The organism is Streptomyces botrytidirepellens (genome assembly GCF_003721215.1).
Lineage (GTDB): Bacteria > Actinomycetota > Actinomycetes > Streptomycetales > Streptomycetaceae > Streptomyces > Streptomyces himastatinicus.
This window is the reverse complement of sequence record NZ_RIBZ01000171.1, coordinates 1-12,901: the sequence shown is the minus strand read 5'-3', so window position 1 is coordinate 12,901 and position 12,901 is coordinate 1. Positions and strand designations below refer to the sequence as shown.

The 12,901-nt window shown below is 68.2% G+C and carries 11 protein-coding genes; 7 read left to right on the top strand and 4 right to left on the bottom strand.

Features of this window, described 5'->3' with window-relative positions; genetic code table 11:
- Positions 1 to 974: 974 nt before the first annotated feature.
- Together EEJ42_RS13030 and EEJ42_RS13025 are read left to right on the top strand one after the other, a co-directional pair.
- Complete coding sequence (locus tag EEJ42_RS13030; protein WP_148081934.1) at positions 975 to 1,490, top strand: hypothetical protein; 516 nt, start codon at positions 975 to 977, stop codon at positions 1,488 to 1,490.
- Between the two features lie 272 nt (positions 1,491 to 1,762).
- On the top strand, positions 1,763 to 3,538 hold the full coding sequence (locus EEJ42_RS13025; RefSeq protein ID WP_184503061.1) for an immunity 49 family protein: 1,776 nt from the start codon (positions 1,763 to 1,765) through the stop codon (positions 3,536 to 3,538).
- Positions 3,539 to 3,623: 85 nt separating this feature from the next.
- Here EEJ42_RS13025 and EEJ42_RS13020 read toward each other — a convergent pair whose 3' ends face one another.
- Positions 3,624 to 4,211 carry a hypothetical protein gene (locus tag EEJ42_RS13020; protein WP_123100106.1) on the bottom strand — a complete coding sequence of 196 codons (588 nt, stop codon included), beginning with the start codon at positions 4,209 to 4,211 and terminating at the stop codon, positions 3,624 to 3,626.
- 425 nt (positions 4,212 to 4,636) lie between these two features.
- Here EEJ42_RS13020 and EEJ42_RS13015 point away from each other — a divergent pair, with 425 nt between their 5' ends.
- The 4 genes from EEJ42_RS13015 (at position 4,637) to EEJ42_RS13000 (ending at position 7,884) form a co-directional block, all read left to right on the top strand.
- The gene (locus EEJ42_RS13015) at positions 4,637 to 5,020 is read left to right on the top strand and encodes a hypothetical protein (RefSeq protein ID WP_123100105.1); all 384 of its coding nucleotides are present in this window, start codon (positions 4,637 to 4,639) and stop codon (positions 5,018 to 5,020) included.
- A 343-nt stretch (positions 5,021 to 5,363) separates the two neighbouring features.
- Positions 5,364 to 5,750, top strand: a complete 387-nt coding sequence (locus EEJ42_RS13010; RefSeq protein ID WP_148081933.1) for a hypothetical protein — start codon at positions 5,364 to 5,366, stop codon at positions 5,748 to 5,750.
- A gap of 251 nt (positions 5,751 to 6,001) precedes the next feature.
- A complete protein-coding gene (locus EEJ42_RS13005; RefSeq protein ID WP_123100103.1) occupies positions 6,002 to 6,676 on the top strand; it encodes a type IV toxin-antitoxin system AbiEi family antitoxin domain-containing protein in 675 nt (224 codons plus the stop codon).
- Positions 6,677 to 6,777: 101 nt separating this feature from the next.
- Positions 6,778 to 7,884, top strand: coding sequence for a nucleotidyl transferase AbiEii/AbiGii toxin family protein (locus tag EEJ42_RS13000; protein ID WP_246096457.1), 1,107 nt, complete (start codon positions 6,778 to 6,780; stop codon positions 7,882 to 7,884).
- A gap of 460 nt (positions 7,885 to 8,344) precedes the next feature.
- On the opposite strand, the gene EEJ42_RS12995 is transcribed toward EEJ42_RS13000, so the two are convergent.
- Together EEJ42_RS12995 and EEJ42_RS12990 are read right to left on the bottom strand one after the other, a co-directional pair.
- Complete coding sequence (locus EEJ42_RS12995; protein ID WP_123100102.1) at positions 8,345 to 9,208, bottom strand: DUF6042 family protein; 864 nt, start codon at positions 9,206 to 9,208, stop codon at positions 8,345 to 8,347.
- Between the two features lie 17 nt (positions 9,209 to 9,225).
- Positions 9,226 to 9,936, bottom strand: coding sequence for an alpha/beta fold hydrolase (locus EEJ42_RS12990; protein WP_123100101.1), 711 nt, complete (start codon positions 9,934 to 9,936; stop codon positions 9,226 to 9,228).
- Positions 9,937 to 10,916: 980 nt separating this feature from the next.
- Here EEJ42_RS12990 and EEJ42_RS12985 point away from each other — a divergent pair.
- A complete protein-coding gene (locus EEJ42_RS12985; protein ID WP_123100100.1) occupies positions 10,917 to 11,219 on the top strand; it encodes a hypothetical protein in 303 nt (100 codons plus the stop codon).
- Between the two features lie 392 nt (positions 11,220 to 11,611).
- On the opposite strand, the gene EEJ42_RS12980 is transcribed toward EEJ42_RS12985, so the two are convergent.
- A partial coding sequence (locus tag EEJ42_RS12980; protein WP_246096426.1) for a MinD/ParA family ATP-binding protein occupies positions 11,612 to 12,901 on the bottom strand: 1,290 nt, incomplete at its 5' end.

The window sequence follows — 12,901 nt, the reverse complement described above, 5'->3', positions numbered from 1 at the left end:
CACCACCCACACTAAACTCCAAAAATTCATTGTCAACCCGGTTGGTTGTTTTTTGGAGTTGAAAACGTGTTCGCCTGTGAGACCTACGCCTCCAGGTGCGGGGAGCAGCAGGGGCCTGTAGCGGTGACGCCACACCGGGCAACGGTGTCCGGTTCAGCGACGATGCGGTGCAGAACTTGAGCGCCGAGTTCGTAATCGACGCTGGCGACCGCCGGTCACCAGGCCCGTGCCCTCGAGCAGTTGGCCGTCCTCGCCGTAGCGAGCACGAAGTCGCCTCCAGACTCGTTCACACCAGCCGCATCCCGCGGGCGCCCGCGGGAACCGGCGACTGCCCGATCGTCAACGTGCAGTCCAAAGCACGAGATGCCAGCCGGGCCAGACTGCGACGTTCGTGCCGATCGAAGGCGGCCGGTAGCTGGTCACCCTCTCCGGCACACGTGGCGGGGAGGGCGCCCCGGCGGTGTATCGGTGAGGGTCGTCCTCCAGCTCCTTCGGACCGCCGATGAGCTGGACAGGCTCGCCGAGAGGATGACCGACGCCGGGCACGACGGCGGCGACTCTCCAAAGCAGCGAAGGGCCGAACAAGCCTCCCGTTCCGTGGCAGGCGAACCGCGAGGACGAAGAGTGATCGCTGCGCACCTGTCCCGGCGCGCGGCGGCCCTCTTATCTGGGGTTTCTCACCGACTTCAGCAGGCCGGCAGGGTGATCGCCATTGCAGGCACGTAAGGCACCCTTCCGTGGTTTGGTCGAAACACTGCCTGAACTCCCACTTGGCCGCTCACAGCGAGGCGCGACTGCGGACTCCGACGCGAGCCCGCGGCTGATCATCACCACGCTCGCCCTCGGTCCGGCGGACCCCGTGCCGTGAGGAGCTGCTGCGGCGTCTGGCTGCGGAGGTGTCCGACGCATCTGGACGGGTGATGCTGCGGGACGCTCGGCTTACTCACCAGCAGTTCGGTGCGTACGGTGCACCTATGACGCCCATCCCGGTGGTCACCAGTCCGCTAGTAACAGACTGGATCCTTGCCTGGACAACCCTCCTGGGTGCTGTCGGCACGGTCAGCGCGTTCTTCACCGCTTTCGTACTCATGAGACGGGAGGCTCGCCGAGACCTAGTTCATCGGCAGAACGAGCGGCGAAGCCAGGCCAGGTTGGTGTATGGCTTCATCACGCTTGATAGCGGTGTCGGGAGGATCACGATCGTGAACGACAGTGACCAGCCGATCTATCGGGTGTGGGTGATCAGACAGCGGGATCTCCGAGACTTTTACCACCTCATGATCCCGGGGAAGAAGCACATCTCGATGGACGTGGACCGTGCGGAAACCGAGTGGTTCGGCGTGGTTGCCTCTTCATACGCGCACCCTGTGACCTTCGAGTTCACCGACGCGAACAGTGTTTCCTGGCGGCGCACACGCGAGGGCCAGCTCCTCGAACTCACCACGGAGGGCGCGTATGCCCCGGGCGAACCTCCTGCACCGCTTCGCTGATCTGGTAATCAGAAGGTGGTGGGGCCTGAGAGGTGGCCGGACGCCAGCCACCGCGGGCACGGTACCTCGATTCGACCGAACTGAGGTGGACAACCTCGTTTCGGTCGAAACAACGTTGAGGTGGTCGGACTGGTTGCCGAAGCCCCTACATGCCTGACACCCCTCGGGTACCTGTAAGGCACATTCACGGACGGCCTACGTGACTCAACGTGCCTGATGCCTGCTCGGGACCCGAGATGAGTGTGTCCGCCCCCGAATCTATGCTGCGAGGCATGCAGATTGAGCGTCACCAGGTGAGCGAGGCAAGGGTCTCGGCAGTACGCGACGACTTCGTGAACCGGATCGGGGGTCAGGTCCGGTCCATGTCGAAAGCAGGCCCGATAGCCATCTACGAGTGGCAGTTGCTCGCAGAGGAGTTTCACGAGTACCTGGGCGCATTGTCAGTCCAGACACCCGACCTGGACACGCCGGAGGCCAAGGCCATCCTGAAAGACGCCGCCGAAGCCGCGGCCGGCGCCGTCGCCTACGCGGCGTACCACCCGCACGATTCGTTCTTCGTCATGCTCGACTACGTCAACTTTGGGATGAGCTACGACCCCGGCGACGAGGAGGACGCCGGGGGCCAGATCATCCCGCACAAATGGATCGACGCGTTCTGTCTGGCGATCTTGTCCGGCAAGGCCACGTTGCACGGCGAGGCATTCCACTTCGCCCGGAAGACATTCAGCCAGGACGTGGCGGGGACCAGCACCGGCGAGCTGGTCACCGGCTTCATGGCCTATGTCCTCGGAGACATCGGTGACGACGGCGCGGAGTACCCGCCGAGTGCGGAGGCCAAGCTCGGCGCGATCGACGCGGCGCTCGCCCGGGTCCGGGCGGAGGAGACAGGCGAGGACATGCGCCACCAGCCTCACACCGTGGCGCTCCGGACCCTGCGCGCTCTGGCCGCAGGAGATCGGGAGGCTTTCGACACCGGCTTGACCGACCTGCTGCTCCCCCTCGCCGAACAGCGCGGGCCAGTCGCCAAGCCGGGCAGCCTCCTCCCGCTGCTGCCGATCGCCCTGGCCGCGCTCGCCTACCGGGGTCCGGGCTGGGAGCCCGCGGTTGAGACCGACTACCTCCCGCGCGCCCTGGTCACCGGGTACGAAACCCCCGGCCCACGCGTCGGCGGCCTGGGCCGCAACCGCCGCGCGGACGCGGTCGCCGCGCTGGCCGACGGCCCCGTGGCCATCGACAGGCCGGGTCCTCCCCAGCCCCTGCATCCTGAGAGCGAGGCCCTGTTCGAGCAGTACACCCGGGAGGCGTTCACGGAGACGGACGGTCAGCGCCCCGCCGTACGGCGGCTCGCCCGTGCCCTGAGCGACCAGGAGATCCTTTTCAAGGCGCGCGCCTCCCTCTCCGCCGATGTGACGGATGTCCAGCTGGCGAACCTGCGCCTGGCCTCCCAATTGGGGGCGGCTCTGTTCCGTATCGCCCTCGCCGAGCCCGGTACGGAGGCCGAGGTGACGATCGATGGTCGCACGGTCAGCTACTTGGCCACTCGAGGCGAGCACATGAGTCCGGGGCACTGGCACACCGCCACGAACTTCGCGCTGGTCACCGGCGTACGCGAGGACCTCGCCCCGCTGGTGCTCACCGGTCCGGCCTACGTCTGCAAGGACGGCTCTGCGTTTCCCTCGTACCGCGAGGCTCTTCACGACTATCTGAGAGGTTTGGACCCCCTCCCGGCGACAGAACGTGCATTGGAGGAGGTGGAGCGGGTCAAGGACTGGGGATTCGTCCCGCCGCCCGCCGTGCTGTTCTCCCAGCTCATCGAGGGCGATGAGGAGAGCTTCAACCTGGCCCTGGCCGACGCCCTCGAAGCCCACCGCGACCACTACCAGGTCGCCGACCGCGCGGACGACTCGGACGCAAAGATCAATCTCGACATTCTGGCGCTGACCTGCCACGCCCGCCGCAGGGGCTGGACGATCCGCGTCGCATCCCCCTACTTGCCGCCGCGCCTGCTCCAGGCGGCCGAACCCTTCCAGGGGCTGAACAGGCGCTGACACCGAGACGGAATGCCGCCTCCGTCCGCAGCGGCCACCGGTGGGCCCCGCACCAGAGCACGGAACCCACCGTTCGGTACCGCCCTCAGCGCGCGTCGCCGAAGGCGGCTTCCTCCAGCGCCCGCTGGATCATCCGGACCTCGTCCTCGGACACGCCCTGGACGACATCGCCGAGCTGCACCGCGTAGCTGCCCGCCAGCGACACGGCGGTCTGGAGCACAATCCACTCGCTGGTGGAGGACTTGAGCACCCCGGGCCGGGTGAGCATCAAGTGCCCCAGCACGTCCCAGTCCACCGAGGGATGGGCACCGCCCCGGTCGATCACCGACCGGCCGGCGGCCATCGTCAGCTCCAGCTCCTCCGCCAGCAGACGCCGCAGCCAGTGCCCGCCCCGGTGCGCCCCAAGCAGCCGGGTCGCCGCCCGCATCCGCTCATTACCCACACCGCGCAGCAGCTCCTCGGCCAGCTGCTCGCCCGTCCTGTCGTCCGCGATCGTCACCGGCGCCTCCATTCCCTCAGCGTGCAGGGCCGTGATCGGCCCCGCCTCACTGTGCGCGGACGCCGCCCGGCGGCCGCGTCGCACACGCCGGACGATCCCCCGGACGCTCTCCCCCGCCACCAGCCGCACGAGCGGGTTCTCCATCTGTTCGACCAGAGCCTGTATCCACTCCACCGGTATCTCCTGTCACCCTCCGGGCACGCGCCCGCGAAGAGCGCTCCCGCTCTCCACCTCTTCGGGCTGGAATGGCGCCCGGCACAGCAAGATCAGGCGAGATTTATGGCAGGAGGACGTGGTGGAGTCCCGCAGGGGCGGACGGTGGAGCCCGCTGACCTGGCCTTCTTGGACGAGATCGCGGAGGGCTACCGCGTCTCCCGGAGCGCGGACTGCCCCGCCCCCTCAACTCTGCTACCAACCTTTGTGCGAGCAGCCCCGGCACTCTCGGCCCTTGCCGTCCGGGCTCCCGGCCGGGGCTGCCGCTGATATCGTGGCGACTCCGCGGGTGCCCAAGCGCCCCGCGGCTCATCGCTCCCTCAAAGGGGTCCGCCGCATTTGCGGTTGGCGTCGTATGCCCATAACCGGCCCCAGGGAGAAACGCCATGGAGTTCGATCCGTTCACCGCCGACGAGGCGTCGGACTACGCGGAGATCTGCGCCACCTACACCACCACCCTCGGCGAACTGGCCGCCGCAGCAGAGCGCGAACACCAGCAACTGCGGGGGATTCCTCGCGCCGACCGATCGATGTTCCCGCTGGTCTTCCCTGTCGACCACGAGTTCGTGGTCCACATCAACGTGCCGGTCGATGTCGTCCGCGAGCTCGAAGCCAGGCACGCACACCCCGGAGCACCGGACGAGCAACTGACCATCGACAGCGGCGGACTGATCATCATGGGGTGCGGCGAGCGCTTCGTCACCGACGGCGACGACAAGGTGATCTCGCAGGAGGAGTGGAAGGCGCTGGTCGCGAAGCGGAACGCCTGAGCGGGAGGGCAGGCGTCGCACCGGCCTGTCCGTACGCCGTGCTCCCGGGGGCTTGGGCGTTCAACAGGTGGCCCAGCGTGTCTTGGCGCTGGGCCACCGTTCTCCTCTTCGACGGTCACGCGATGGCCTCCAGGGAAGGCCTGGAGAGCGCGGCCATCACCCCGCTGTAGCCGGAAGCCGAGGACGACACTCCTGACCTCGCGCTACGACCGGGACATGGACGGTTTTGCAGCACATCGCCACCTGGAATCGCCGGGATGGGTGGAAGCCGGTGCTGAGCCAGCTGGAAGGCGTCTACCCTGAACGGGCAGCCTTTCCGGGGCGCTTGGAGACGAATGGGGGCATGGTGTTCTCAGGGGAAGTGTGGTTCCGGCGGTATCGGAGGATTTGTATCTACAACGACGCCAGCAGCCCGGACTGGTGCGTGGTGTACCGGTGGTACGAGCGGGGGCTGCGGGCGGACTCCTACCTCGACGGCGGCAGCCACGGCCTGGTCAGGGAGGCCGCTTCCGACTTGGAGCACGCCGCCGGGTTGGTCGAGCGCCGCCTGGTCGGCCCGATGAAGTACGAATTCCTGTGGGACTTCTCCACACTGGACCCGGGTGCCCGGCGGCAGGTCCTCCGGATGCGGCGTCGCTTGGAGTACCGGCCCTGGTGTTGGTCCCGGATGGTGCTCGTGCGGGCGTGGCAGGCGACGGTCCCCGCCGACAGCCGCACGCCGACCGTCTGAGCTCCTTTACGCCTCAGCCGGTGGGCTTCGACGCCTGATGATTCGGGCGCAGGCTCAAACTTGGAAGCTCTCACGCAACGTCCTGCGCGGCGGTTTCGCGGGCCGCCGACTGGCGACCAGGTGTTGATGCCGCTGACCGGCGCAGCCTCCCGCTAGCTACGTCAGGTCCCGCTCGCCGATCGCGGGAGAGAGCAGTGAAATGGGGATGGTCTACCGCTTCAGCCGTCGTAGGAGGCTGTCATGATGGGCGGGTGGACTATGTAGAGAGACTGGTGAGGCTCGGTCGGCTGACAACTGAGCAGTGGGGGTTGGTGACGGCCGAGCAAGCCAGGCAGGTGGGTGTGGATGCTTCCGCTCTGGCCGAGTTCAGCAAGGCTGGGCTGCTGTCAAGAGCAGGGGAGGGAGTGTTCCAGCTGGCCGGAGCGCCTCTGCCTGCGCATCTGGACATCAAGGTGGCCTGGCTCCGGCTGGAACCAGACCGGCTCGCGTGGCATCGGCAGAGCGGAGCTTCGGGCGTTGTCTCCCACAGTTCAGCCTGCCTTATGCACGGGCTGGGCGACCTGCCGACAGGCGTCGTCGAGTTTCTGACGGAACCCGGAGCGGATGCTTCCCGGGCTGCGGGAGTGCGATTCCATCACGTTCCGCGCATGGATTCCGGGCAGATCACTCTCATTGACGGCCTGCCAGTCACCGCTGTGGAGCGAACCATTCAGGACCTGCTGCGCGCGGGGCTGGATGGCGGCCATATCGGAGGCGTAGTGGCCGACGCGGTGCGTCGCGGGCTCGTCGATCGCCACGCCCTGGCCTCGCATATCGCACCGTTCGCCGCCGAGTACCAACTGCCCTTCCCCGCAGGCGGTTTTGAGCTGATGGATCATCTACTGGCGGCTGCGGGAGAGCGTTTTCCCCTCTCTGCTGACGGTTGAGAGCCTCGCCTCTCGGAGATTAGGNCTCTGCTGACGGTTGAGAGCCTCGCCTCTCGGAGATTAGGCTGGCATTCCGTGCTCGTGGCACTCGCAGGAGAGCGATGGCTCAGGAGAACTACACGTCACCCGCCGCGTTCTACGGTGCGCTCAAGCACAAGGCCCAGCTTCTCGCCCGCAGTGAGAACCTGTCGGTGGCTGACATTCTCACCAGCTATTTTTTCAGCCGTCTGGTCGCACGAGTCTTCTTCGCCCAGCCCAACAAGTGGATCGTCAAGGGCGGCCACGCGTTGCTCCTGCGCTATGCCGCAGCAGCGCGGCTCAGCCAGGACATCGACATCCAGCACAGCGAAGCGGCCGAAATCGACGAAGCCGTCGCCGAGCTACTCAAGGCCGCTGCTCATGATCTGAACGACTATCTGACCTTCGCACCTGCCCGGACATCGCTGCATGAGAACGGCGCCGCAGCCGCAAAACAGCTCTTCCGCGTCCACATGGGCACGCACGAGGTTGGCGTCCTACGCGTGGACGTGGTCGCCAGACAGGCTCTCACTGTCACGCCAGACGCCCGCCGCGTTGCGCCGTTGATCGACCTGGCCTGGCCGGTTGACTGGCCCCAGGCGCAGCTATATCCGATCGTCAACCAGCTGGCGGACAAAGTCTGCGCGATGTTCGAGCGGCATCATGGTTCGCCCTCCAGTCGCTACCGTGACCTGGCCGATATCTTGCTCATCAGCCAGCAGGAGTCCCTCGACGGCCCCTACGCGCAGCTTGCCCTGCGTACCGAAGCACGGCGCCGGCGTATCGCTGGTGTTGACATCGTCCTGCCGGAGTCGTTCCAGCCCCCTGGTCCGGCTTGGCCCGAACGGTACCCGGCGGCAGCTCGCCAAGTGCCCGGCCTCAAAGGCTGCGCCACCTGGAACGAAGCGGCGTTGGCGGCGGAAGCGTTTCTCAGCCCGCTGCTAGGGCCCGGGCCCCCCGGCCACTGGAATGCGACCGCCGGTACCTGGCATACCCAGCCGACCGCAAGACAGGATCAAAGCGAGAGCCCTCAGGTGAGGCGAGTCCGTGTCATAGCCGCAGAGGCCCGTGCGCGGTCCGAGGCCCCAGAGCTTCCGGTTCCCCCGCGCCCGAGCGGACGAGAGCCCTTCCGTGGACATCCCGATCTACCGCCTCGCGGTACCGGCCCCAGGACCGGGCCGAGCCGATAGCAGCCCGCAGCGCGGGAGCCCCCGTCCCCCTACGTCGGGCAGCGTCGCGCCCCCGGCTCCGGCCCGGGTGCAGTTTGGCTGCACCACGCTCCGGCAGACAGCCACGTATCTGAATTCCCATCGCTCGGAAGTACTCGCAGTACGCCAATTCCGCGTACCGGGCTCGCTACAGCGAGTCCGGCGGCCTGCGCCCCGAGGCAGACACCGCGCTGCGCCGTTGGTCCGTCCGCGCGGAGCTTGGTCTGGCCACGTGTCCCAAGCGGGACGGCAGGCGCGGCGGTGGCTGTGGTTTGCGTCGTCTTCGAAATGAGTTGGCAGGAAGGGGCCGAGTCCGGCGGGGCCCGGCCGGTCGTGCTGTTCCAGGCTCTTCTCGCCCCGGGAGCCGCCGCGTGCCGGGGCACGCCGCGCTGCCGGGTGAGTCGGAGTGTGCCGCCGGGTGTACGGCAGCGTGTTCGGGGTTCTACCGTTCCGGGTGGGGATGCTGCGGGGGCGGTTCGCGGTCGTGTTCGTCGGTGGGATCCGTCAGCCGGGTGGGCAGGGTGACCTCGATGCGGCCGTCCTCGGTCATGCCGTGGATGCCGATGCGGCCGTCGTCGAATTGCGCCCAGTCACAGCGCAGGCGGAACACTTTGTGCGGGGGCAGCTCGGTGATGTCGAGGGTTGTGGTGAAGTCGCCCCCGTTCACCAGCAGCCGGACGGCCTGTCGGGCGTCATCGGGGGTGCTGTCGATGACCCGGGCCAGGCGCTCGAGGCTGGTGGTGATCTCTTTGCGGCGCTCGCCTTCGGGGGCGAACAATTCGATGATCCGGTAGGAGTGACCTTCGTAGGCTGCCTCGAAGCGCAACTGGCGCTGGATGGCGGCTTCTTCCTCATCCAAGGGGAAGACGTCGACGGGCGCGGGAACCGGGTGTGCGGGGTACAGGCGCGCCACACCGGCTGTGTCGGGGATCTCGTGGATGACCTGGGCGGCTATCAGGAGAGTGATCACGTCGTTGACGGTCTGCATCGGCGGCAGTCCGTAATGCGCCGCGTACCGGGCTGCCGCTGCCAGCTCCGCGGGCCGGGCGGCCCGCTCGTCTTCGTGGAGTGTGGAGACGTCCTCCCAGCAGGAGAGGTCCAGCTGGCTGCCGGGGTTGGATGAGTTATGTACCAACGGGGCCAGGGCCAGGTCCTGCCGGGTGGGGGGTGCTTCTGCTGTGGTCAGGCTTACCAGGAGGAACGTGAGAGCGTACGGGCGCATGCGCGACCAGCCGCCCTGCATCACGTCCTGGAGACACTGCTCCAGGACGTCCTCCGACCAGTTACTCAAGGGCTTGGTCTGCATCACCAAGATCTCCTCCTTCACCCGAGAGCGCGCGGGGCAGCGAGGGCGTTGAGAATTTCGGCCACCTGATACGGCTTGGTGACCATGGGCATGTGGCCGACACTGAGGCTGATCATCCTGGCGTTGATCCGCTGGGCGGATGCTGACTGCAGTTCCGGGGAGTAGCACCGGTCCTGGGACAGCCGGATGTATGTGCGGGGCACGGGCAGCCGGTACCCGGTCAGGTCGACCGGTTCGGCCAGCAACGCGGCCGCGTCGTCGACGAGGTGCTCCTGGACCTCCGCGGCCTGCTCCTCGTCGGCGTCACTGCACAGCAGCGCTCTGGCCGCTTCGGGGCCGAAGGTGTAGATCCCGCCTGCCATGCTGGACGCCAGGGCCTCCTTGACCTCCACATCGATGTGATCGGCCACCGTGGTCCCGTCCGGCGGCACCACCGCGGACAGCAGGACGACCTGCCGGATCCGGTCCGGGACCAGGCTCATCACCTGCGGCGTCACCACGCCGCCGAAGGAGTGGGCGACCAGGGTGATGTCGGTGAAGCCGCTGTGGGTGATGTCCTGGGCGACCGCTTTGGCGCAGCCGTTCAGTGTCACCTCGTGCAGGTCGATGTCGGCCCGTGCGCCACGGCCGGGCAGGTCGACGGCCAGTACCTCGCCCTCGAGCAGCGGCACCAGGCGGTTCCAGGTCGCGGCACTGCAGGTGGCACCGTGAATCAGCACGACCGGCATCGAAAGCTCCTCAGTTTGACGGGGTGGGACACGGCAGGCCCTACAAGGCCGGGCGGGGAAAGAGGGATCGCCTGCTCCGGGCAATCTAGGTCCGCGGTCTTCCGGTAAGGCGTGCGTTCGCGGGTGCGTCCCGCGCTGCGGTTCCGCGAGCTGTCGGTCCGTCCCGCAGGACGGGACAACGCAGGCCTCCGGCGTTCCGTGCAGCAGGTGCATGCGTCCAGGGCCCTCGTGTCCCGGGTCTCGCGCGTGATGCCGCTGCCGGGCCCGGGCGAGGGCGGCCCCAAGACAGCCGGGAGGTCAGCGCCGCTACGGCCGCTGCCGCCAGGCTCGGTACCTCGGTCAACTCGGCGACGGTCGGTGGCCGTGGCGCGCGTCTGGATACGCGTCGGAGGGTCCCGCACCGCGTGCGGATCGAGGTGCGGGACCATCGGCCGCCCGTCCTGTCACGTGCCGGGCACCGTGACCGTATGGGCCAGGACGGTGTGGCGCGCGTTGGACTGCGCCGAGTGGGTGACCCAGCGGCCCGTTTGGTGCGGTGGCTGCTGGAGCGGTAGGGCTGCATGCGGTCGCGATGGTGCGGCGGTTCGGCGATTTAGCGCTCGTCGGTGGCGGGTAGCAGTCACGCCGCCAACGTTGTCGGAGGTCGGGCGGCTTTGTGCGTGGATGAGTGCCCCTGGTCTGGGCAGTGATCAGGGCGCCTGCTGGGATGCGCACCCGTCTGATCGACGCCGTGAGAGCCGCATCCGGAACCACCGAGACGTGAGACACCGGCGCGACCGGCCAGCCGATGTCAGCCCGAGCCGCTAGAAACTACCCAACAGCCCATCGTCATTGAAGAGGGGGAATCATGACCACCACCATCGAACTGCGCACCGTCCTCGGCGTCATGGGCCTGCACGACACGGAGATCGGCGGCCCCCGAGGAGCGTGACGCCCTCATCGAGGCCGTCGGGAAAGGGCACCTCCACCGCGAGAGCCGCGTGAGCGACGAGCTGCCCGCCGACTTTGTTCGTGTCGTCGAGTACGACGTCCCCGGCACCGGCCTCACCCGGTACGCGATCCACCGTAAGCAGAGCGACGGGCTCCGCTACATCCACGACCACGCGGACCGCGACCCGGTCGATGTCGCCTACGGGCACGCCGTGCGTGAGCTGGCCGAGGATTGCGGCTACGAGTTCGCCGTGACCGATGTGGACGGCCTGCTGGCCCACCAGCTCCACGAAGGCGACTACGACCTCGACGAGGACGACGAGGAGAATGGCGAGGAGGATGGCGAGGGGTGATGTGGTCCCGGCCGCCCGGTAGTCGGCCGCGCCACGACCCGCGAGGCAGGCCCAGGCCATGTGTGCAGCCCCTGGCGGCACGATCGGCCGCCGGAACGCGCGGACGAGAGCTGACGCGAGAGGTGTGGCGAGGCCCCGCCTGAGAGCGATACGTCGTTCCCCTCCAGGGGAAACGTCGGTGGCGCCCTGTGCCTGGCCCTCACCACCCTCGTCGCCAAGTGTCCCTTCTCGGGCAGGAGTATCGGGGCTTGGTCCTGGAAGGCGTCAACCGTCACCGGGTGCGGCGACTTGTCATGCATCGCCTCGGCCTTTTCGGTGAGCTTCTTTCCCTTAAGGCGGGCTTCCTGTGTCTTCGCGTTGCCCTCGCCCTCCGTGGCCTGCGCGCCGGGCGGTCAGCGCGGTTGCTGCGGGAAGGGGCTGTGCTGCGGGTACCCGGGTGCCGTGCCGTAGCCGTGCTGTTGGGCCGACTGGGGCGGGTAGGCGTAGGCCGCCGGGGCGGCGGGAGCGGCGGCGGGCGGGGTGGGCCTGCGGGTGGCGAAGCCCTCGGCGACGAGGGCGCACAGGTCCAGGTAGGCCTCACGGGTCTTGGAGCGCATCAGGTCCAGGTCCAGTTCGGCGCCGGTAGACAGGTGTTCGTCGAAGGGGACTGAGACGACGCCGCGGCACCGGGCGGAGAAGTGGGCCACGATGTCTTCCGTCTTGATCATTTTGCCCTTCTCTCGTACGCCGGAGACCACTGTCAGGGCTCTGCTCACCAGGTCGGCGTAGCCGTGGGCGTTGAGCCAGTCCAGGGTGGTGCTGGCGCTGGAGGCGCCGTCCACCGAGGGGGTCGCGACGATGATGAGTTGGTCGGCCAGGTCGAGGACTCCGCGCATCGCGCTGTAGAGCAGGCCGGTGCCGGAGTCGGTGAGGACGATCGGGTATTGGCGGCCCAGGATGTCGATGGCGCGGCGGTAGTCGTCGTCGTTGAAGGTGGTGGAGATGGCGGGGTCGACGTCGTTGGCGAGGATTTCGAGGCCGGAGGGGGCCTGTGAGGTGAAGGCGCGGATGTCCATGTAGGTGTGGAGGGTGGGGATTGCCTGGACCAGGTCGCGGATGGTGGCGCCGGTTTCGCGCCGCACCCGTCGTCCGAGGGTGCCGGCGTCCGGGTTGGCGTCGATGGCCAGGACTTTGTCCTGGCGCTCGCTGGCGAGTGTGGCGCCGAGTGCTGTGGTGGCGGTGGTCTTGCCGACGCCGCCCTTGAGGCTGATCACGGCGATCCGGTAGCAGGCGTGGACCGGGGTGCGGATGAGTTCCAGTTTGCGCTGCGTCTCGGTGTCTTCCCGTGCGCCGCCGAGGCGGAAGCGTGAGGGGCGGTTTCCGGGGCGGGTGCTGCGCGGCTTGGGCGGGGCTCCGCGCAGGAGCCGTTCGGAGGACAGTTCGGTCGCGGCGCTGTGCCCCAGCGGTGCTTGGCCCGGTCCGGGAGGGGTCTGGCGCGGCGGCATGGACGTGGGGGCAGTCTGCTGCGCAGGGGCTGGTGCGGCGGGTGGCGTGGCGGCGGGCGCGGTGTGCTGTGGCGGCCAGTCGGTGGGCGCGGGTGCAGGATGGCCGGGCGGGAACGCGGGCTCGGGAGGTGCGGCGGGCGGGTACCCGTATCCGGCCTGTCCGGGCGGTGGCCCCTGCTGCGGGTACGCGGCCGTCTG

Coding starts and splice junctions, on each gene's coding strand:
- EEJ42_RS13015 (WP_123100105.1), top strand. CDS start 4,637: ATGGAGTTCGATCCGTTCACCGCCGACGAGGCGTCGGACTACGCGGAG.
- EEJ42_RS12995 (WP_123100102.1), bottom strand. CDS start 9,208: ATGCAGACCAAGCCCTTGAGTAACTGGTCGGAGGACGTCCTGGAGCAG.
- EEJ42_RS13000 (WP_246096457.1), top strand. CDS start 6,778: ATGGCTCAGGAGAACTACACGTCACCCGCCGCGTTCTACGGTGCGCTC.
- EEJ42_RS12990 (WP_123100101.1), bottom strand. CDS start 9,936: ATGCCGGTCGTGCTGATTCACGGTGCCACCTGCAGTGCCGCGACCTGG.
- EEJ42_RS13025 (WP_184503061.1), top strand. CDS start 1,763: ATGCAGATTGAGCGTCACCAGGTGAGCGAGGCAAGGGTCTCGGCAGTA.
- EEJ42_RS13030 (WP_148081934.1), top strand. CDS start 975: ATGACGCCCATCCCGGTGGTCACCAGTCCGCTAGTAACAGACTGGATC.
- EEJ42_RS13010 (WP_148081933.1), top strand. CDS start 5,364: ATGGTGTTCTCAGGGGAAGTGTGGTTCCGGCGGTATCGGAGGATTTGT.